Genomic DNA, 21,391 nt, shown 5'->3' on the forward strand with positions numbered 1-21,391 from the left:
AATCAAAGAATACAAGGGGGGGCGGAGTGCTGCTCTACGAAGAGATTGTTGCCAAAGTCCGGGAGATGATTAAGGTGGGTACCTACCTGCCCGGCGAGCGGATACCATCTGTCAGGACCTTGAGCAGACAGATGCGCGTCAGTGTTAATACGGTCATGGAGGCTTACCTCCGGCTGGAAAATGCGGGGTTGATCGAGGCTCGCCCCCGGTCCGGCTACTATGTCTGTGCTCCCCAACGGCAGGCGGTATGCCGGCAGGCAAGCGGCGCCCCTTTGCCCGCCATCGTCCCTAGCCCCGTAACCATAGATGATGCCGCCTTGCAGGTCATGCAAGCCATTGGGAACCCTAAACTCGTCCCGCTCGGCTCCGGGGTTCCCAACATCGACTTGCTGCCGATTGATCGACTGAACCGAATGCTTGGCTCTGAATCGAAGCGTTTCCCTCTCCAAAGTGTTGCTTATCCGTCCGCACGGGGGCACAAGCGTTTGCGCACGGAGATTGTCAAGCGATTGCTCGACGCCGGTTGTTCCTTGATGCCTGATGATATCATCATCACTTCGGGCTGCGTGGAAGCGACTACCCTCGCGCTCCAGGCTGTCTGCCGCCACGGCGATACCGTTGCCATCGGTTCTCCGGTTTATCCCACATTTCTCAGGGCGATCGAGTGGATGGGGCTGAAGGTGCTTGAAATCCCCTACAATAGCGAGGGAATGAACCTGGACGTTCTTGACTATGCCATCAGGCAAAACCCGGTCCATGCTTGTATCACCATCGCCAATTTCAATAATCCACTGGGAAGCCTCTTGCCCAATGAACGCAAGCATCAGCTGGTGGAGCTACTGGCGAAACACGAAATCCCGCTGATCGAAGATGATGTTTACGGTGACTTGTGTTTTGGCTCTAATCGTCCCGCCGCCATCAAGTCCTTCGACAAATATGGGCTGGTTCTCTACTGTTCCTCGTTCTCCAAAACCTTGGCACCTGGCTACCGGGTCGGTTGGATAGCACCCGGTCGATTTTTGGACAAGGTGCTACATTTGAAGACGTTGCTCAATATTGCTACTGCGTCACCGACTCAACTCACCGTGACGGAGTTCCTTACCAACGGAGGCTACGACCGCCACCTGCGGACGCTCCGCAAGGTCTATGCGAGGCAGATTGCAAAGATGCTGGATGCCGTCGGACGTTATTTCCCCCACGGAACCCACGTCAATCCCCCTGAAGGTGGCTATATTCTCTGGGTGGTGATGCCGGACGGATTCGATAGCTTCAAACTCTACGAACTGGCCTTGAATGAAGGTATCAGCATTGCTCCAGGGAACATCTTTACATTAAGTGACAGGTACCGAAATTGTTTTCGGCTCAATGCCGCGTTATGGTCGGAACAGATCGAACAGGCACTGGAGACTTTGGGGCGGCTGGCAAAAACGTTGATAAAATAAATCCCCCGCCATAGCATTTTTCCCCCCTTATTAATTGGTTTCCATCCGGAAAGGGTTCTTTTCTGCCCTGGCGGCGTCAATCTGGGGGCTTACTTGTGCGACGTACCGATGTACGTCTCCGCGCAAGCCATTGATTTCCTTGCCAGAACAAAAAATCCCCTCTTTCCGAATCGGAAACCACTAGTTTCTCATCCGGAGTTTCCGGATGGAAACTAATTGAATCTCCTGCGAAAATGCCGATAAGTAAAGTGGACTTAAACACCGGTGACGGAGGTTGCGACATGGGGTGGTACGCCAATCTGAAAATAGGCAAGAAGCTTGCCTGCGGTTTTGCGGTCGTCATCGTTTTTTCCATTCTTATCGGCATCGTCGGCTTCCAGGGCATGCGAAGCATGGACGATACCCTTGATGAAATCTACAACAAAAACATGCAGTCGGTCTTCCTGGCCAATCAGCTCTATGTGGAAGTGCTGTACCACTATCGGAGGGTCTACCGCCACGCTTTGGCTCCAAGCCTGGATGTCAAGGATACCGTTGCGTCACAGACCCAGATAAACGAAAAGACCATCGCCGAGGTTCTTGCCAAGTATCACAAGATGGAGCTGAATGCGCAGGAGGCGGAACTGGTGGACCGGTTCGAAAAGATCTGGCCTGAATATCTCCTGGTCAAGGAACGGGTCTTCAAGTTGTCCAGGGACAAGAGGGCGCCGGAAGCGGACGCTATTCTGGAAAAAGACGGGCGGGAGATTTTCAAGAAGCTGGACGACACCCTGGCAGAGCTGATCCGCAGGGAAATGTCCCATGCAAAAGAAGGGCGGGATCATGCTTCAAACCTGTTTCACTCCCGCATCGGCTGGTTTGTGGCCATGGTGCTGTTTGCCGTAACGACCGGGTTCATCATGGCCTCATACATTACCCGGAGCATTGTCCGACCCATAACGGCCATCCTCGATGCCCTCCTCGGTATTTCCGGCTCATCCATGGAAAAATCCCATCTAGCCGAGGCTATCGCTTCGGGCGACCTGAGCCGCGACCTGCCCGACAGCAGGCCTATCCAGGTTGACCGCTCCTCCATCTCGAAGGATGAGACCGGCGATCTGGTCAGGGCTGTCTGCAACCTGGAGGAGGCGCAAACCACTCTGGACAGCGCCTTTCGTCAGATGACCAGTTCTCTGCGGCACAACCGCCAGGTGGAGCAGGATCTGGACTGGCTGAAAACGGGGCAGAACGAGTTGAATGCTTTGCTGAGGGGCGAACAGGCCATGAATGAAATGGCCGAAAAGGTGCTGGCCTACCTGGCCCGATACCTGGATTGCGGGGTCGGAACCTTCTACTTTCATGATACGCAGGAGCAGAATCTGCGCATCATTGCCACCTATGCCTTCACCCGGAGGAAAAACCTTAACGACCGTCTCAATATGGGCGAAGGAGTCGCAGGTCAGGCGGCCAGGGAGCGGAAGATGATCTGCCTCTCTAATGTCCCCGACGATTACCTGGCCATTGCCTCTTCTTTGGGAGAGGCGGCGCCGCGCAATGTGGTGGTGCTTCCCCTGGTACACGACAATACCCTGCTGGGGGTGGTGGAGCTGGGGGCTTTCCACGGTTTTAACGAAAGGGAGTTGCAGCTGCTCGATTCGGTAATGGAAGGGCTGGCGGTGGGAATCAGCGTCAACATCTCTCGCCAGAGGGTCAATGAACTTCTGGAACAGACCCAGCAGCAGACCGAGGAGCTGCGCGTCCAGCAGGAAGAGCTGCAGCAATCCAACGAGGAACTTGAGGAACGTGCCCAGATGCTGGAACAGCAGCGGGAACAGATTCGGAACAAGAATAAAGAGGTGGAGGAGGCGAGCCGGGAACTGCAAAGGAAAGCCGACGAACTTGAACGGATCAGTGCCTATAAATCGGAATTTCTGGCCAATATGTCCCACGAGTTGCGCACGCCCCTCAACAGCCTGATGATCCTCTCCCACCTGCTCATGGACAACAAGGAAGGGAACCTGAGCGAGAAACAGGTGGGGTTCGCCCGCACCATGAACGATGCAGGGAACGATCTCCTGAACCTGATCAACGACATCCTCGATCTGTCCAAGGTGGAGGCGGGGAGGCTGGAATTCCACTTCGAGGAACTGAAAGTAATCGATCTGCTGGAACCGCTGGAGACCATGTTCAGACCACTGGCCGAGCAGAAGGGGCTTGCTTTCCAGATAAAGACCGGGGCAGGGGTGCCGGAATGCATCAGCACCGATATGCAGCGCACCCAGCAGATCCTGAAAAACCTCCTTTCCAATGCCTTCAAATTTACCCATAACGGAGGTGTAGAAGTGCTGGCCGGGATTCCGGCCCCCGGCGAAAATATCCTGCCGGTACCGGCCCTGGCCATTGCCATCAGAGACAGCGGCATCGGCATTTCTGCGGAAAAACAGGAGATCGTGTTCAATGCCTTCCAGCAGGGGGACGGCAGCACCAGCCGCAAGTTCGGCGGTACCGGCCTTGGCTTGTCCATCTCCCGGCAGCTTGCACGCGGCATGCAGGGCGATATTACCCTGGCAAGCCGCGAAGGGGAGGGGAGCGTCTTCACTGTTTACCTGCCATTGACCCTTTCGCCCGATAACTCTTCAACCAAAGCCGTGCCAGATAACTCTGCTCCGATTCAAGGCGCTTCTGCCGCTGGCCCTGCTCCGGTTCGGCCAATACCGGTGCCGTCTGCTGCATCAACCCTGGCCGATGACCGGGAGAAGCTGCAGAAGGGACAGCGCAGTATTCTCCTCATCGAGGATGATCTCAACTTTGCCCGAATCCTGATGGAGATGGTCCGGGAACGTGGATTTGCAGCCCTGGCGGCTGCCAATGGCGAGGATGGGCTCTACCTTGCCGACCATTGCCTGCCCGATGCCATCATCCTTGATGTCATGCTCCCCCATGTGGACGGTTGGGGGGTAATGCGCCTCCTCAAGGAAAATCCCCGCACCCGCCATATTCCCGTCCACTTCCTTACCTGCCTGGAGGACCGGCAGAAGGCCATGTCCATGGGGGCGATCGGCTTCGTCTCCAAGCCGGTGGACCCGGATCAACTGGCGGAACTGTTCGCCACCATCGAAAATGCCATCTCCCGCTCGGTACGCAAGCTGCTCATCGTCGAGGATGATCCGGCCGAGTCCAGGGGGCTGGTGGCACTTCTGGAAGGGCGGGATGTGGCGATCAGTGTGGCGGGGAGCGGCAAGGAAGCCATCGAGCTGCTCTCGCGGGAAGCCTTCGACTGCATGGTCCTTGACCTGGGCTTGTCGGACATGTCCGGTTTCGATCTGCTGGAGCATATCGAGCATGAGGACGAAAAACGGCGCCTTCCGGTCATCATCCATTCGGGCAGGAGCCTTTCCCATGAAGAAGAGCTGAAACTGCGCCGCTACACGGAAAGCATCATCATCAAAGGGGCGAAAAGCCCCGAGCGGCTGCTTAACGAGGTGACGCTTTTCCTGCATCAGGTGGAGAGTTCCCTGAACCCGGACAAGCAGCGTATGCTGCGCGCCTCCCTTGACAAGGAAACCATGCTGGAGGGGAAAAAGGTCCTGCTGGTGGATGACGACATGCGCAACATCTTTTCCCTGACCAGCATCCTGGCGGAGAAGCACATGGTCGTGGTGGAGGCGGAAAACGGCCGGGAAGCCCTGGCGCGCCTGCAGGAACACCCCGATGTGGACCTGGTGCTGATGGATATCATGATGCCGGAAATGGACGGCTATGAAACCATCAGGACAATCCGCAACGATCCACATTTCAGCAGGCTCAGCATCATCGCCATGACCGCCAAGGCACTAAAGGGAGACCAGGAGAAGTGTCTTGAGGCGGGGGCGAGCGATTACATTTCCAAGCCCATCGAGGTGGAAAAACTGCTTTCCTTGATGCGGGTCTGGCTCTATCAAAAGGGGTAGCCCATGGAAGACGACGAGCGGTTCGCCATAGAGAGCGATCTGCTGCTGGAAGCCCTCTACCGCATGTACGGGTACGACTTCCGCGACTATGCCGAAGCCTCCATCAGGCGCAGATTGAGCGCGTGGCTTGCCGGTTCCGGCTTTTCCAGCCTTTCGGAAGCCCAGGGCAAACTGCTGCGGGACCGCTCCCTCTTCGACCAGTTCGTGCGGGGCATTACCGTAAACGTTTCGGAGATGTTCCGGGATCCCCTGTTCTTCAAGGCGTTGCGGGAGCAGGTCGTTCCCCATCTCAAGACATATTCTTTCGTCAAGATCTGGCATGCGGGGTGCTCCACCGGTGAAGAGGTCTATTCCATGGCTATCTTGCTCCAGGAGGAGGGACTGGCGGGGCGTTACCGGATTTACGCCACCGACATCAACGAGAATGTGCTGGGCAAGGCGCGGGAGGGAATCTATCCTCTGCAGGAGATGCGGCGCTTTACGGAAAACTATCAGAAAAGCGGTGGCCGCCGGGATTTTGCCGACTATTACACGGCGCGGTACGATCACGCCATGCTCATGCCGGCTCTTAAGAAGGACATTGTTTTTGCCGCCCATAATCTGGCGGTGGATGCGGATTTCGGTGAAATGAACATGGTTTTCTGCCGAAACGTGCTTATTTATTTCAAGGCTTCCCTGAAGGAACGGGTGTTGAGCCTTTTCGACCGGGCCCTCCTGCCGGGTGGATTTCTCTGTCTAGGTACCAAGGAAACCCTGGAAAACCGGGATATATTCGCAGACTACCATGAAATCGGGCGGGGTACGCGCATCTATGCCAAGTGCTACAAGTCATGAGAGCCCAAAACGTTTCCGGGTGATTGTCATGGGTGTTTCCACCGGCGGCGTGCAGGCGCTGAAAAGGGTACTGGGAGGTCTGGCGGCAGACTTTCCCCTGCCGATCCTCATCGTCCAGCACATGAGTCCGGCATCGGGAGACGGCCTGGCGAAGCTGCTTGATCAGCTGTGTCTTTTGCGGATCAAGGAAGCTGACGAGGAGGAGGTTATGCAAGGGGGATGCGCCTATCTGGCCCCGCCCAACTACCACCTGCTGGTTGAAAGCAACGGCAGCCTGTCCCTTTCCGCCGAGAAGCCGGTCAATTTTGCGCGGCCTTCGGTAGATGTGCTCTTTGAATCGGCAGCCGCCGCTTTCGGCCCGGCGGTAATCGGCATCGTCCTTACCGGTGCCGGCTATGATGGTGGGCGAGGCTTGCTTCGGATCAAGGAACAGGGGGGGATGGCAATTGTCCAGGACCCGGCAGATGCCGATGCCTCATCCATGCCGAAATATGCCTTGAGCCTTGTGACCGCCGACCATGTGGCAAGGTTGACGGAGCTGCCGGGATTGCTGACGAGACTGGTATCTTAGTGACGGCCGCAACAGGCTGATGGGCAGATAGGAAAGGAGAGCTGCAATGTGGAAACAACCGGTTTCCATTCTACTGGTGGATGACAGGGAGGAGAACCTGACGGCGCTTGAGGCGCTACTCTCCGATATGGGGCTGGATATGGTCAAGGCTCTGTCCGGCAATGATGCCCTGCGGCTGGCCCTGAAGCAGGATTTTGCCTTGGTCCTTATGGATGTGCAGATGCCGGAAATGGATGGATTCGAGACCGCGGAACTGATGCGGAGCAACCCGAAGACCCGGCATCTTCCCATTATCTTCGTTACTGCCGGCATGAAGGATATGAGTTACCAGTTCAAGGGGTATGATGCCGGCGCTGTCGACTATCTGCTGAAGCCGCTGGAGCCGGCCATCCTGAGAAGCAAGGTCAGGGTCTTTCGCGCGCTGTACACGCAACGCTGTGCCCTGGAAGAGCGCGAGTCCACACTGGAGGCCCTGGTGGAGGAACGAACCGCCGAACTGGTACGAACGACGGAGAATCTTCAGGAAAGCGAGGAGCGATACCGGAATGCATTCGAGCTGGCAGCGGTGGGTATTGCCCATGTTGCGCTGAACGGGCTGCTGGTCAGGGTCAATGCCAGCATGTGCCGTGACCTTGGGTATGACCCTGGCGAATTGCAGAAGCTGACCCTGGCGGAGATCACCCATGGGGAGGATCTGGCACTGGACCAGGCCGAGGTGCAGTCACTGCTGTCTGGATGCACCTCCTCCTATGAAATGGAAAAGCGATTTCTCCGCAAGAACGGTTCCATCGTTTGGGGGCACATGGCCGTTGCCCTGGCCCGTGGCGAGAGCGGCGAACCGATCCACTACATAACCGTTTTCGAAAACATCACTGCCCGCAAACAGCTGGAACAACAGCTGCGCCAGGCACAGAAGATGGAGGCCATCGGCCAGTTGGCGGGGGGCATAGCCCACGACTTCAACAATCTGCTCAGCGTCATTATCGGCTATGGAAACTTGGCGCAGATGAAAATGGATGCTGATGATCCGCTGAAATGCAACCTGGACCAGATTATTGCCGCAGCAGAAAAGGCTGCCCAGCTGACCAAGGGGCTTTTGGCCTTCAGCCGCAAACAGGAGATGAAGCAGCAGCCGGTGGAGCTTAACGGCTTGATCGAAAGCGTAACGAAGATCCTCAAGCGGGTGATCGGTGAGGACATTCAGCTTGAGACCTCTTTTCATGAAGGAACTCTTTTCATCAATGGGGACAGCGGCCAGATCGATCAGGTGCTGATGAATCTGGCCACCAATGCCAGGGATGCCATGCCGGATGGCGGGAAATTCACCGTTTCGACGGCTCTGCAGGAAATAGAAGATTCCTTCATCGCCATGCACGGTTTCGGCAAGCCCGGCGCCTACGCCCTGATCAATGTTTCCGACAGCGGCAAGGGAATGGACCAGCATACCCTGCAGAACATCTTCGATCCTTTCTTTACCACCAAGGAAGTGGGCAAAGGGACGGGCCTCGGCATGTCCATAGTTTACGGCATCGTCACCCAGCACAACGGCTATATCAAGGTGTACAGCGAGCCGGACATCGGCACCACCTTCAGGTTGTATCTACCCTTGATCGAGGACAACCAGGTGGAGGAAGCAAAGTTGTCTCCCGCTCTGCCCAGGGGGGGCACCGAGACCATCCTGCTGGCCGAGGATGACCAGGCCATCAGGGATATGGAAGTGAGTATTCTGCAGGATTTCGGCTATCTTGTGATGGTGGCCAGGGACGGGCAGGAAGCGGTGGATATTTTCCAGGAAAACCGCGGCAATATAGATCTGGTGCTCCTGGATATGATCATGCCGAAAAAGAACGGCTCGGAGGCCTGCCGCGAGATCAGGGTGCTGGCCCCACAGGTGAAGGTGCTGTTCATAAGCGGTTATACCGCCGATCTGATCCAGGAAAAGGGGTTGCTGGAGAAAGGAGTTGAACTGGTTATCAAGCCGGTTTCCCCTCCCGAGCTGGCGAGAAAGGTGCGGGAGTTGCTGGATCGCTGACGGCTCTCGGTTTCATGTGCAGGAATCCCTTCAACTCCTGCTCGGCAGCCTGGTAGTCCTCCAGTGACAGGTTGCAGTCCTCCACCCAGTCCCGGTTCTTGTAATAGACCTTGTCATAATAGTTTTTCACCAGCTCGGCCATGAATGGCTGCAGTTCCCAGCGTTCCAGATGGCCCTCGATCTCGGCGTATTTGTCGCCTCCCAGCCTCTTTTTGATGCGCAACAGGGCCACCGCCATTCCCTCTTTGAACTCCGGACGGCCGTATTCCCGGATCAGCCTTTCCACCCTGGTTTCCAGCGATGCATGGCACCAGACCTTGGTGCTCTCCTGCATTACTTCGTACATGTTGCCGGGCAGGGACAGCTTGCCGATCCTTTTGCTCTCACCCTCCACGATGAGCGGCTTGTCCCCGGGCAGTTTGCGCAGGGCGTCCCACAGGAGGCTTTCGAACCATTTCTGGGAAAGATCCTGGGTAAGCCCCAGTTCGCCGAAGGCTGAGCCCCGATGGCAGGCAAGCCCTTCCAGGTCGATGAAGGAAAAGTCATTCCGGTCGAGACCGAGGATGAAGGGGGTCTTGCCGATGCCGGTCATGCCGTGGATGACCACCAGCCGGGCGGGGGGCTGGAAGTTCTCGAAACAGGCCAGGACCTGGTTGCGGTAGGTCTTGTAGCCCCCCTGGAGCTGGACCGCATCGTAACCGGTCAAATCGAGGATGGCGGAAACGGTCTTGCTTCTCAGGCCGCCGCGCCAGCAGTAGACGAGGATGGGTCTTCCTGCCGCAAGCCCGCCTATCTCGGCAACCAGCTCGGGAAAACGGGGGGCGGTGAGCTCCAGACCGCGGATGCGGGCTTCCCTGGGCCCGGTCTGCTTGTAAAGGGTGCCGATCTCCACCCGCTCTTCATTGGACAGGAGCGGCACGTTGACGGCACCGGGGATATGGTCTTCCTCGAACTCCAGCGGGGTGCGCACATCCACTACCAGATGGCTGTCGAGAAGGGATTGGTTGAAAGTTACGGGTTGCGGCACAGTTATCTCCTTAAAAAAGCACCCCATTATAAAGAGCAGGGGACCCTATTGCAAGGAGAAGGAATTTTATGTTGCAGCCATGACTATTGACGATAACGGGATAGAATTGAGCCTGGGTTCTTTTTCTAACAACCTGCTACGAGAGCAGCGTATGCATCAGATCGCCATTGAAGAATTTTGCCGCAGGCTTAGAACCTCTGCAGACAGCGGGCTTGACCCGGCTGAGGCTGCCCGGCGCTTGCTGAAGGAAGGGCCCAACGCCCTGGTTCAGCATAAGCGTGAAAATGAGATCATCAAGTTCCTGCGGCAGATGTTCAATCTCTTTGCCCTGCTCCTCTGGGTCGGGGCAGGGTTGTCCTTTGTGGCGGAGTGGCTGACTCCCGGCGAAGGAAATATCTTTATCGCCATCGCCCTGGTGGGCGTGGTGCTGATTAACGGCAGTTTCAGCTATTTTCAGCAGCACAAGGCCGAACAGATCATGGCCTCTTTCAGGGACATGCTTCCCCACATGGCGAAGGTGATTCGCGGGGGGGAGCTTAAACAGGTCCCGGCGGCGGAGCTGGTCAGGGGGGACCTGATCATGGTGGAGGAGGGGGACCAGGTGCCGGCGGATGCACGCCTGGTGGAGGTATCCGGCCTGAAGGTGAATAACGCCTCCCTGACCGGAGAGTCGGAACCGCAACTGCGCACCACCTATCCGACCGACAAGCATCTTCTCGACAGCCGCAATGCCGTTTTTTCCGGGACCATGGCCCAGGCAGGCCAGGGCAGGGCGCTGGTCTTCGCAACCGGCATGAAAACCCAGATCGGACGTGCTGCCGACTTGACCCAGGCTGTGTCGGTGCGGGAAATACCCATCCGCAGCGAGATTCACCACTTCACCAGGTTAATTTCCACCATTGCTGTCATCATGGGAGTTGGTGTCTTTCTCGTCAGCCTGTTCTTTCTGCAAAATCCGATGCTGAGCAAGCTGATCTTTGCCATCGGTATCATCGTTGCCAACGTCCCGGAGGGGCTTCTTCCCACAGTCACCCTGTCCCTTTCCATTGCTGCCCGACGCATGGCGGAAAACAAGGCACTGGTCAAGAACCTGGAATCGGTGGAGACCCTCGGCTGTACCACGGTTATCTGCACCGACAAGACCGGCACCCTGACCTGCAACCGGATGGAGGTAAAGAGGCTTTTTCTCAACGAGTGCATCCACACGGAGGTAGACACAAACCTGGAGAAGGAGGAACTGGAAAGGTTCCTGCTGGTGGCAAGCCTTTGCAACAACGCCCATTTGCAGCAGGATGATCGGAACCGGTACCTTGGCGATCCCACAGAGGGGGCGTTGCTGGTTTTCTGCAGCAGGTTTCAGGATGTGGCTGCCGTGCAGGCAGCCTCTCCCCGGCTCTATGAAGAGCCGTTTACCGCCGCCACGAAACTGATGATCACCATCAATAATGTTGATGGAAAACAGATTGCCTGCCTTAAAGGTGCTCCCGATGTGGCAATTTCCATGTGCGACAGTATTCTCATCAATGGAATGGCGCAGCCTTTGACGGATAATCATAAAAGGGCTTATCTCGCTGCCTATGAGGAGTTTGCCGGCAAAGGCGAACGGGTGCTGCTTCTGGCCTATTGTGAGGTTGCGCCCCGTGAAGCATGGGAAAACAAGGATCTGCCATCCGGCGGTTTTATCTTCGTCGGCCTGGTGGGAATGTTCGATCCTCCCCGTGCCGGTGTCGCGGAGGCGGTGAAGGCTATCCGCAGCGCAGGGGTGCGGGTTATCATGGTTACCGGCGATTACCAGACGACCGCCATTGCCATCGGCCGCATGATCGGCATCGTCACCACGCAAACCCCCAGGTTGATTCTCGGCAAAGAGCTTCGTGACATGAGCGATGCCATGCTTGACTGGGAACTGGAGGAGAAGGAGGTCCTCTTCGCCCGATTGTCGCCCGAACAAAAGCTGCGTATTGTCCAGGCCCTGCAGCGCCACGGCCACGTGGTGGCTGTAACCGGCGACGGGGTCAATGACGCCCCGGCGCTGAAGCAGGCTGATATCGGCGTGGCCATGGGGCTTTCCGGGACGGATGTGGCACGGGAGGCTGCGGATATGGTGCTTCTGGATGACAACTTCGCCACTCTGCTGCCTGCCATCAAGGAAGGGCGCACCATCTTCGACAACCTGAAGAAGTCCATCGCCTATACGGTCACCCATGCCGTCCCGGAAGTGGTTCCCTATCTGGCTTTTCTTCTCCTGGGCATTCCCTTGCCGCTGACGGTGATGCTGATTCTTGCCATAGATTTGGGTACAGATATGCTGCCGGCCATTGCCCTGGCTTCCGAACGGTCCGAGCGTGACATAATGCAGCTTCCCCCGCGCTCCCGGTCGGAGAGGCTGGTGAACGGCCGGCTTATCTTTGTTGCCTACGGATTTAAAGGGGTGATTGAGGCTGCAGCCGCATTTTTCGCCTACTTCAGTGTTCTCCATGCCGGGGGCTGGCAGTTCGGCATGCCTCTGGCTGCAGGGTCAGGTCTTTACCCAAAAGCAGTATCCGCTTTCTTTGCGGCAATTGTCCTCTGCCAGATGGCCAATGTCCTTGCCAGCAAAGTCCAGCGCCAGTCGCTGCTGCAGCAGGGCATTTTCTCCAATTTTCGGCTTTGGTTCGGAATAGGGGTCGAACTGGTCCTGGCGCTGTCGATCATTGAATGGTCGCCGCTGCATCTTCTTTTCGGCAACGCATCGCTTTCTGCAGGGGAGCTGGTCCTTGCCTGGCCGTTCGCCCTGGCGATTCTTCTTCTGGACGAACTGCGACGTTGGTTGATAAGACGCAATGTGCGCTGGGTGGTCAGGTTGACTGCAGGTTGACAATAGAGATATCGGTTATAAGATATGAGATGTTTAATTAATATAACTGTTTGGGGCACCGTTTCAGATGTGTTTTTTCTGATTAACACCTTGATCTTAAGCTGTTTACGTGCTATAAAAATCTGATTTTTTTTGTATACATAAAAGTATTTTAAATACCACTAAAAGGAGGCGATATGGCAAACGGTTCGGATTTTACAAAAGCACTCGAGATTGGCCGTCCACCCAACGTGGCAAAGCTGTTCCCCAACTCGAAAGCACTGCTGGTGAGCGGCAAGGTTATAGATAGGGCGATGGGTGCGAAGGGGAATGCCATTGCCCTGGCCGCCAACGGCAGGAATCACTTCGTCATCAGAGGCGTACTGCAGGCTGCCCAGCGCGCAAACGCGGCTGTAATTATCGAGATAGCCAAGTCGGAGGGGGGCAGATCCGCCTATTGTCCTGTCAACTACTGGAACATGGCCCGCCAGGTGGATGCTGTCTGCAACGAACTGGGCATCACCGTGCCGGTGGCTATTCATGCGGACCATTACGGCATCAAGAGCGACAAGGACCTGGCCGAAGCAAAGGTAGAGGTTCCCACCATGTTCGAGGCAGGCATTACCTCCATTGCCATCGACGCCTCCCATCTTCCCGACGACAAGAACCTGCTGGCCAATATCGCTATCAACCCGTCGATTCCTTCCTGGGCAGGCCTGGAGACCGAAGTTGGTGAGATCAAGGGGAGTCAGGGCCTTTCCACGGTGCCCGAAGCGCTTTTCCTTATCCAGGGGCTCAATGCCCATGATATTTTTCCCGACTGGATCGCCCTGAACAATGGGACTACACATGGCCTGGAGGCAAGCGATGCCGGCATTCAGGTAGGTCTTACCGCCGAGATTCACCATGCCCTGGAAAAATACAAGGTCTCTGGCGCCCAGCACGGCACTTCGGGCAACAGCTCGGACAGGTTGCGCGAGATTGCCAGGAAGACTGCCACCACCAAGGCCAACGTCGCCACGGCGCTGCAGATGATTTCCTGGGGCCTTGAAGTAAACGATTACGGCAATGCACAGCTGGACGCCAACGGCAACTTCATCAAGGTAAAGGGCGAAGGCGTCACCGAGGAGATGTGGGTGGAAATGGTTGCCTATGCCGAATCCAAGGGCTGGAAAAAGGGAGACTACAAGAGCCTTAACCTGCCATTCGAAAATAAACTTCTGGCTCAGCCGAAAGAAGTCAGGGAGAGAATGGCCAGGCGGGTGGAAGATTTTGCCTACAAGATGATCACCGAAGTTCTGAACTCGCAGGATACGGCGCAGCTGGCAATCCAGGCCATCCTCAAGGCGGGCTCCTACGATGTGGGCGCCAAGATTGGCCGTATCGAAGACCCTGCCCAATGGACCGAGGGCAAGATCGTTGAAAGGGCGGCTACAATCGGCGGGGACAAGGGACCGTCCGGAAATTTCGACGACTGATCTTTGTCGGCCGAAGTTAAGTCGATAAAAGCCCCCATCTGCAGTACAAGCCCTAATCGTGAGACATGAGGTGTGTATACCCACATGTGGCAGGAGACAAGATAAGGGCAGTGCTGCAATTTGGGGGCTTTTCATGTCTTTTGCTTATGGAACTTTCATCACTGTTATGCTAACTTGCCCCTATGACTGATTTTAAGGAGGTAGACGTTGGTAAACAATCGCAATTTTTCCCGTGTGAGCTTTGCCATCGATGCTTTGGTAACCCAGGCGGAAATCACCATCAAAGGCGAAGTGAGGAATATCAGCTTGCAGGGGCTGTATATTGAAACCGATGGGAAGCTTGATGCCGGTCTCCCGGTGGATGTCTCCATTCAACTCAGTGGTACGACGCCGGAAGTGGCGATCAAGGCGACCGGCAGTGTTGTCAGGATCGATGAAAACGGCGTCGGCATAAAATTCAGCAAAATAGATGTGGATTCTTTTGCTCACCTGCGCAACGTCGTCTCTTATCAGTGTGGGGATGGAGACAAGGTTATCGGTGAATTTTTCAAGTACCTTGATGGTCAGAGCAAATGATCGGATGCCATGGGCTTGGCCCGAGCAGGGAAAGCCTAAGGATGCTGAAATGACAATGCTGGAAATTCCCTTACTAAAGGCCTGGTTTGCCGAGTATTGCCGTTCTTTCGCTTCTTCGGATCAAGAGAAACAACGGAACTTTTCTCTCAAGGAATACCACACCCACAAGGTCTGCGAAAACATTCGGTCTATTACGCTGGGTGAATCGCTTAGCCCGGAAAAGCAGGACATTGCCGAGATCATTGCTCTCTTTCATGATCTGGGGCGTTTTGAACAGTACCGCCGCTACAAGACGTTCAAGGATAGCGACTCCATAAATCATGCTGCCCTAAGTGCCGATATTCTTCAGGAAAAAAATGTGCTTGCCGCCCTCGCCAACGCTGAACGGGAGCTCATCCTGAAGTCCGTTCGGCTGCACAATGTCTTTAGCATCCCGCAGAACCTGACTCAGGAAGAAATCCTGTTTTTGAAGCTGATCCGTGATGCCGACAAACTTGATATCTGGCGTGTTTTCATAGACTTTTATGCTTTGCCGGAGACTGAGCGTGCCTCGGCGGCTGGACTCGGCTTTCCCGACCTTCCCGAATACTCTCCTGAAGTGCTGGCAACTCTGAACAGCAGGCGCATGGTGAGCCTGTCCATGCTGAAGACTTTGAATGACTTCAAGCTACTGCAGCTTTCCTGGGTCTTCGACCTGAACTTCACTACCTCGTTCAGAATATTGCAGGAGCGGGCTTATATAGACCATCTCTCGGCAACATTGCCGAAAGACGAGAGAATCCTGGATGCCGTGGTCACCCTCAAGACATTTGTTCATGAAAGATTGACATAGTCTGTACTTTTGGAGAAGTAATATGAAATTTTTCAATCTGCTTATTCTGCTGCTTTTGTTTTCCTCGGTGGGGACTAGCTTTGCCGACTGCATATGTAAACAGCCGCCAAAACCGGAGCTGCCATCGGATCGAGCCGACGCCAGGGAGATGGAAAAAGCCGGCAAGGACGTGGACCAGTACAACAAGGAGATGAAAGGCTACCGGGGCTGTATTTTAGCCTGTCTGAACAAGGCGGACAATGATCTGGCCGGAGTGATCTCTGGATGGAACTATGCCGTTGAAAGATTCAATGCAGAAAAAAAGCAATAGAAACAGGTTGGTCCGCAAGCAATACAGCTGATAACACAAGGAGTAAAAAAATGAAAAAAACAGCGAGAATAATGGCAGTCTTTGCAGTTCTTTCGCTTCTGACAGTGACCTTCATGGAATCCGCAGCCGATGCCCGGATTGGGGGAGGTCGTTCCAGTGGAAGTCGTGGCTCGCGCAGCTATTCCGCGCCTGCCAGCCCATCCACCAGGACCAGTCCTTATCAGACCAGTCCATCGAATCCAGGGGCCGGAACATATTCCCGTTCCCCATACCAGCAGCAACCGGGAGGCGGCTTCTTACGCAGCATGGCGGGCGGGATCATGGGGGGAATGCTCGGCGGCATGCTCTTCAGGAGTCTGGGGTTCGGCGGAGGTGGAGCTATGGGGGGCGGCGGTATCGGACTTTTCGAGATCCTGCTTCTGGCCGGTATCGGCTATCTCATCTATCGCTTTGTAAAAAAAAATCGTGAAACTGCCCCAGCCACCTATGGACAGACAGGATATCAAGGGGGGACGGTGACTCCCATTTCCAGCGGCAGTGGCTATGAGGCAGTTCAGCCTGCGTCCGATGACTTGACTACAGGGCTTTCCCATATCCGGCAGATGGACCCCTCCTTTGACGAGCAGCGTTTCAACGATGGGGTCATGGACATGTTCTTCAAGGTTCAAGGGGCCTGGATGAATCGGGATCTGTCACCGGTGAACGGAATTTTCACCGATGAGATGAGGCGTATCCTGCAGGAGGATGTGGAACGGCTCCTGCGCGACAGGCAGGTGAACCGGCTGGAAAATATCGCCGTGCGCAATGTGGAGATTGCCGAGGTCTGGCAGGAATCGGGGCAGGATTTCATAACAGCCCAAATTTACGCAAACCTGCTGGATTATACCACCGACGATACAACGGGAGCGGTTGTCTCCGGCAGCAAGACCGATCCGGTAAAATTCGAGGAATACTGGACTTTCACCAGGCCGGTGGGGAACAACCAATGGCGGCTTTCGGCGATTAACCAGAAGTAACCGCCGGTAAAGGTATGAAAAAAGGGAGAACGGCTGAATGCCGTCCTCCCTTTTTCTTTTTTTGCAGAGCTTGCTTTAGAGGCCGAATTGGGTGCAGACACCGCTCAATTCAGAGAATGAGGAATAAGTTTTCGTTGGCTGACCTGTGACGGCAACGGTAACGCCGGTCGAGCTGAAGGTGATGGTCGTGTTGTCATTGACGGTCATTACGCCTGCCGTGCGGTCATCCTTGATTGGAGTAATGGTTTTTATGGCGAACGTACCATCGATGCAGGTTGAAGGGGTGCTCTGGATGGCGAAGGTGCCGTTTACGCTGTAGGTACCTGTTGAGAAATATCTGTCGACACCGAAGTTCTGGAAGGTGACTCCCACCGAACGCTCCTGGTTGTAAACACCGTTGACGAGGGTGTATTCCTTGTCGACAAAAGATCCACCGGTGATGTCTACTGAGTAAATGCCATTAATGAATTCATAGCTTGTTTTGAAATTGGAGATAATGGTCTCGTACTTTGTTTTTAATACATAATCTTCTTCAGTGTATGTGCCGTTCAGGGTGGCAGAAATTGCACCGGTCGTCGTATTAGCTGTGAAACCGGTCATGGTAAGGATACTTCTGTCTTCGGACTCTTTTACGCTAGATGTGGTGTCGGCATAGAAGGTGGTAGTGAAGGGACTTGAAGCTGAACCGATGCTGTAGTTGGCACTGACGGTGTTGCTGGTGTTGGAAGTACCGCTGACAGAGATGGTGCCGTTTAACTGAATGGAACCAAAACGGCAGTTACTATAGTCGATACTTGCGCCTGATTCACTGCTTGTTATGGTGGCGGTGCCGGTGGTGCAGAGTGAAGCACTCATATCCGTAGTTGCTGCAACAGTTTTGGCGGTGCCATTGCGCCAGTTGATGACGGCATTGAGCGGCGCGGCATCATTTGCCAATCGCTGCATCCACAGGTTGATGGTGGTGCCTTTAACCGCGCTGGTTTCCTTGCTAAGGCCGCTAGTGGTGCCGAAAGCCAGTCCCTGGAAGCTACTTGAGCTGCTGCCCATGTCGTAACCACCCTCTGTGACAGCCACTCCGGACAATGCTGCTTTGGCGCCACTGTCAGCACTGACTATGGCAGTGGGTTGCGAAGAAATGGCCGGGGCTGTAGTGGCGCCGGTGGTGGTGCCGCTGCTACTGCTCCCTCCACCGCCACAACCTGCAACCAGTAGTGCCAGAGCAATTGATGCAAAAATCCGCTGTTTCATACATTCTCCTTTATTCATTAAATTGAATGTACGCAAATTAACACATCAGATTGAAAAGTAAAATTAAAATATTAAATACCTGCAACAGTATTGTTAATACAAGATGGTTATTTTTTTACCATAACCCGCGTCATGCCTGAAAGGGCGCCACTGGCGAAGGCGATAAGCCAGAGGCTGTAAATGGTGAGGCTTACGCGGTGAAAGGTGCGGTTGATGACCTCGGCGCGGTTGAGGCAGGAGGCGATCAGCGCCAGAAGGAAATGGAAAGCCATGCCGGCCAGTGAAGAGATGCCTGAGATGTTGTGCCATTCGGGCGCTTTTCCGTAAGCCATGGCAAAGAAATTCATTTGCCGGGTGCCCAGGTAGTCGAAAAAGAGGCCGATGCCGAAAACCAGCAGGTGTTTGCGGTGCAGACCTTCCCGGCGGCCGCTGAAGACCGCATAGGTGTAAAAGATCAGCGCCAGATTCATGAATATTACTGCTTTGGCAAGCATACACTGCCCCCTGTTTTTATTTGCCTTCCAGGCTGCCGGTCTGACGCAATGCTTCGTAAAGTACGATGCCCGCAGAAGTTGACAGATTGAGACTGCGCACCTTGCCGAAAATGGGGATACGTACGGACGTTGCCGGGTTTGCCTCGATAAGGTCTTCGGGCAGGCCCTTGGTTTCCTTGCCGAAGACGATGAAATCCCCGCACCTGAATTCCAGTTCCACGTATGTCTTTGCCACCTTTTTACTGGTGTAGATGAACCGTCCATTGGGGTAAGCAGCTTTCAGTGTATCCAGGTCCGGCCAATAGTGTATTTCCACCTCGCTCCAGTAATCCAGACCTGCCCTTTTCAAGGTCTTATCATCGGTGGAAAAACCGAGTTTGCCCACCAGGTGCAGTATGGTTCCTGTCGCTCCACAGAGGCGGGCGATGTTGCCGGTATTGGGGGGAATTTCCGGTTCCACCAGCACGATATTGAAAGATTCATTTTTAACCATTTCCATACTCCCGTTGCCGGTCTTGCAAATTTTCATTTCTGGGGATATGATGCAGCCTCATTTTCAGTATCTGGAGGTCCGTGTGAGAGTCCCTGACAACAAAGGACATTTTGGTCAGTTCGGTGGCAGATATGTTTCTGAAACACTGATGCCGGCCCTGCTCGAGTTGGAGCAGGCATATAAATATTATAAAAAGGACCGAAAGTTCAAGGAGGAATTCGCCTATTACCTGCACCAGTATGTGGGGCGACCTAATCCACTCTACTATGCAGAAAAATTGAGCAAGAAACTGGGTGGCGCTAAAATCTACCTGAAGCGCGAAGATCTTAACCATACCGGAGCCCATAAGGTCAACAATACAATTGGCCAAGGGCTTCTGGCACGACGCATGGGGAAAAAAAGAGTTATTGCTGAAACCGGTGCGGGGCAGCATGGTGTTGCCACGGCAACCATTGCTGCTCTTTTTGATATGGAATGTGAAGTATTCATGGGAGAAGAGGATATTCAGCGGCAATCTCTGAATGTTTTCCGCATGAAGCTCCTCGGCGCCAAGGTTACGCCGGTCACTGCAGGCACTGCCACCCTGAAGGATGCCATGAACGAGGCTATGCGGAACTGGGTTACCCATATCCAGACCACCTTTTACGTGATCGGCACCGTTGCCGGCCCCCATCCTTATCCGCTGATGGTCCGTGACTTCCAGTCCGTCATCGGCCGTGAGGCGAAAAAACAGCATCTGAAGGTTGAAGGAAAGCTGCCCGACTACCTTGTGGCTGCCGTTGGCGGGGGAAGCAACGCCCTCGGCCTGTTTTATCCATTTATGGACGACATGGATGTAAAAATGGTGGGCGTTGAGGCTGCCGGCTATGGAATAGCCTCTGGCAAGCACGCGGCACCGTTGTGTGCCGGGACCGTCGGGGTTCTACATGGTAACAAAACCTACCTGCTCCAGGATGAATTCGGCCAGATAGCCCATGCCCATTCCATTTCCGCAGGCCTTGATTATCCCGGAGTCGGTCCTGAGCATGCCTGGCTGAAGGATTCCGGGCGTGCGGAATACGTGTCGGTAACCGATGATGAGGCACTGGAAGGATTCAAGCTCCTGACCAGGGAAGAGGGGATCTTGCCTGCACTGGAGTCATCCCACGCCATTGCCCATGTCATTAGACTGGCACCGACCCTTCCCAGGGAAAAGACTATAGTGGTCTGTCTCTCCGGCAGGGGGGATAAGGACATCCATACCGTTGCCGATGTGATGGGTGTTGAGTTGTAAAATATTGTTTTGTTGTTGTAACTAGCTGAAACTACAACTAAAGTCCAATTTTTGCTTTGACATACGGAAATTTTTATTATATAAGGTGACACCCTGCCATAATGACAGGTGAGAGAAAAAGGACCCGGTGAGTGGGTCCTTTTGGCGTTTAAATGGGGGGAGGAAAAATTGCGGCTTGCAAATAAACGTGAATCTATTATAATGCACTAATAATGAGGATGGATTAATTCTCAAATCCAAAGAAAGGAGATTTTGGCCGGAAACGATACTGGAAATTCTGAGGGTCGCATGGACCAGCCGGCAAAGCCTGATAAAACCGACACTCTTTATTATGAAAAAAACTATCTTGATTTTGGCAGCAATGCTTCTCATGGGGGTATCGTGCGACAAGTCTCATGTAAACCAGGCTCAAGCGCCTGTTGTTGGCGGAGACACGGAGCTCGATCGCGAGATTCGCAAGGTGATGGAAAAAGGGATAAATCTGGAGGAAAGAAGGCGCCAGGTCCCCGCCATAGCCGCGGCCTTTGCCCGCCGGACCAATCCGGAGCGGGCACGCTGGCTGGCCGCGCTTTGCTACTTGAAAACGCTTGGGACTTCATTCATGCCGATGGATTTGGCAGAAATTGCCTTGGCAGAGACAGGCAACCATAGACTTTCGGCAAGGGCCGTGTCCCATAAAGGCGCCCTTGGCGTATGGCAGCTGATGCCATACAGGGCAAGGAGCCATGGCTATGAGCCTGAAGACATGGCTGACGATGAAAAATGTGCCGCTGCTGCAGTTCGAGAACTGCTGAGCAAGATGGATATGGCCAAGGGAGACCTGGTCAGGGCAAAAAAACTATACTGCGGGGTGGGGCCGGCTGCCAATGCTTATGAGGCCAAGCGCCGCCAGTTCCGCAGGGAAATTCTCGATGAGCTGGGTAAATTAGGGCTCAAAGAGGCAGTGGTAAAGCAATATAAGGCAGAACAGCCTTCATAACCGGAATACGAATCCGGTGTT

Annotated in this window: 17 protein-coding genes; 13 read left to right on the plus strand and 4 right to left on the minus strand. The window is 54.6% G+C overall.

Annotated elements, in window-relative coordinates; genetic code table 11:
• The first annotated feature begins 26 nt into the window (after nucleotides 1–26).
• The 5 genes from GEOB_RS09165 to GEOB_RS09185 all read left to right on the plus strand — a co-directional run bounded on the left by GEOB_RS09165 (nucleotide 27) and on the right by GEOB_RS09185 (nucleotide 8,808).
• Nucleotides 27–1,442: an aminotransferase-like domain-containing protein gene (locus tag GEOB_RS09165; RefSeq protein WP_154650477.1), complete on the plus strand. Its 1,416-nt coding sequence runs from the start codon at nucleotides 27–29 to the stop codon at nucleotides 1,440–1,442.
• A gap of 281 nt (nucleotides 1,443–1,723) precedes the next feature.
• A complete protein-coding gene (locus GEOB_RS09170; RefSeq protein WP_012646930.1) occupies nucleotides 1,724–5,371 on the plus strand; it encodes a response regulator in 3,648 nt (1,215 codons plus the stop codon).
• Between the two features lie 3 nt (nucleotides 5,372–5,374).
• A complete protein-coding gene (locus tag GEOB_RS09175) occupies nucleotides 5,375–6,205 on the plus strand; it encodes a CheR family methyltransferase (RefSeq protein ID WP_012646931.1) in 831 nt (276 codons plus the stop codon).
• Nucleotides 6,206–6,233: 28 nt separating this feature from the next.
• The gene (locus tag GEOB_RS09180) at nucleotides 6,234–6,776 is read left to right on the plus strand and encodes a chemotaxis protein CheB (RefSeq protein ID WP_230199038.1); all 543 of its coding nucleotides are present in this window, start codon (nucleotides 6,234–6,236) and stop codon (nucleotides 6,774–6,776) included.
• A gap of 46 nt (nucleotides 6,777–6,822) precedes the next feature.
• Nucleotides 6,823–8,808 (plus strand): response regulator, encoded by a 1,986-nt coding sequence (locus GEOB_RS09185; protein WP_012646933.1) that lies wholly within the window; start codon nucleotides 6,823–6,825, stop codon nucleotides 8,806–8,808.
• Here GEOB_RS09185 and mnmH read toward each other — a convergent pair.
• Entirely contained in the window at nucleotides 8,750–9,835 is a 1,086-nt protein-coding gene (gene mnmH / locus GEOB_RS09190) for a tRNA 2-selenouridine(34) synthase MnmH (RefSeq protein ID WP_012646934.1), read from the minus strand. The genes GEOB_RS09185 and mnmH overlap by 59 nt on opposite strands.
• Nucleotides 9,836–9,914: 79 nt before the next feature.
• Here mnmH and GEOB_RS09195 point away from each other — a divergent pair, with 79 nt between their 5' ends.
• The 6 genes from GEOB_RS09195 to GEOB_RS09220 all read left to right on the plus strand — a co-directional run bounded on the left by GEOB_RS09195 (nucleotide 9,915) and on the right by GEOB_RS09220 (nucleotide 16,883).
• Nucleotides 9,915–12,692 carry a cation-translocating P-type ATPase gene (locus tag GEOB_RS09195; protein ID WP_012646935.1) on the plus strand — a complete coding sequence of 926 codons (2,778 nt, stop codon included), beginning with the start codon at nucleotides 9,915–9,917 and terminating at the stop codon, nucleotides 12,690–12,692.
• Nucleotides 12,693–12,868: 176 nt separating this feature from the next.
• Nucleotides 12,869–14,149, plus strand: a complete 1,281-nt coding sequence (locus GEOB_RS09200) for a class II fructose-bisphosphate aldolase (RefSeq protein ID WP_012646936.1) — start codon at nucleotides 12,869–12,871, stop codon at nucleotides 14,147–14,149.
• 207 nt (nucleotides 14,150–14,356) lie between these two features.
• Entirely contained in the window at nucleotides 14,357–14,725 is a 369-nt protein-coding gene (locus GEOB_RS09205; RefSeq protein WP_012646937.1) for a PilZ domain-containing protein, read from the plus strand.
• A gap of 49 nt (nucleotides 14,726–14,774) precedes the next feature.
• Nucleotides 14,775–15,557 carry an HD domain-containing protein gene (locus tag GEOB_RS09210; RefSeq protein ID WP_012646938.1) on the plus strand — a complete coding sequence of 261 codons (783 nt, stop codon included), beginning with the start codon at nucleotides 14,775–14,777 and terminating at the stop codon, nucleotides 15,555–15,557.
• A 22-nt stretch (nucleotides 15,558–15,579) separates the two neighbouring features.
• Nucleotides 15,580–15,867, plus strand: coding sequence for a hypothetical protein (locus GEOB_RS09215; protein ID WP_012646939.1), 288 nt, complete (start codon nucleotides 15,580–15,582; stop codon nucleotides 15,865–15,867).
• A 50-nt stretch (nucleotides 15,868–15,917) separates the two neighbouring features.
• Nucleotides 15,918–16,883: a Tim44 domain-containing protein gene (locus tag GEOB_RS09220; RefSeq protein ID WP_012646940.1), complete on the plus strand. Its 966-nt coding sequence runs from the start codon at nucleotides 15,918–15,920 to the stop codon at nucleotides 16,881–16,883.
• Between the two features lie 75 nt (nucleotides 16,884–16,958).
• On the opposite strand, the gene GEOB_RS09225 is transcribed toward GEOB_RS09220, so the two are convergent.
• The 3 genes from GEOB_RS09225 to GEOB_RS09235 all read right to left on the minus strand — a co-directional run bounded on the left by GEOB_RS09225 (nucleotide 16,959) and on the right by GEOB_RS09235 (nucleotide 19,118).
• Nucleotides 16,959–18,131 (minus strand): hypothetical protein, encoded by a 1,173-nt coding sequence (locus GEOB_RS09225; RefSeq protein WP_012646941.1) that lies wholly within the window; start codon nucleotides 18,129–18,131, stop codon nucleotides 16,959–16,961.
• A 107-nt stretch (nucleotides 18,132–18,238) separates the two neighbouring features.
• Nucleotides 18,239–18,625 carry an HsmA family protein gene (locus tag GEOB_RS09230; RefSeq protein ID WP_012646942.1) on the minus strand — a complete coding sequence of 129 codons (387 nt, stop codon included), beginning with the start codon at nucleotides 18,623–18,625 and terminating at the stop codon, nucleotides 18,239–18,241.
• Between the two features lie 16 nt (nucleotides 18,626–18,641).
• Complete coding sequence (locus GEOB_RS09235; protein ID WP_012646943.1) at nucleotides 18,642–19,118, minus strand: tRNA (cytidine(34)-2'-O)-methyltransferase; 477 nt, start codon at nucleotides 19,116–19,118, stop codon at nucleotides 18,642–18,644.
• Nucleotides 19,119–19,167: 49 nt separating this feature from the next.
• Between GEOB_RS09235 and trpB the strand changes: the two genes are divergently transcribed.
• Together trpB and GEOB_RS09245 are read left to right on the plus strand one after the other, a co-directional pair.
• Nucleotides 19,168–20,391, plus strand: a complete 1,224-nt coding sequence (gene trpB, locus GEOB_RS09240) for a tryptophan synthase subunit beta (protein WP_407638382.1) — start codon at nucleotides 19,168–19,170, stop codon at nucleotides 20,389–20,391.
• Between the two features lie 331 nt (nucleotides 20,392–20,722).
• Nucleotides 20,723–21,370: a transglycosylase SLT domain-containing protein gene (locus tag GEOB_RS09245; RefSeq protein WP_012646945.1), complete on the plus strand. Its 648-nt coding sequence runs from the start codon at nucleotides 20,723–20,725 to the stop codon at nucleotides 21,368–21,370.
• Nucleotides 21,371–21,391 lie beyond the last annotated feature (21 nt).

The sequence above is a fragment of the Geotalea daltonii FRC-32 genome, from assembly GCF_000022265.1.
Lineage (GTDB): Bacteria > Desulfobacterota > Desulfuromonadia > Geobacterales > Geobacteraceae > Geotalea > Geotalea daltonii.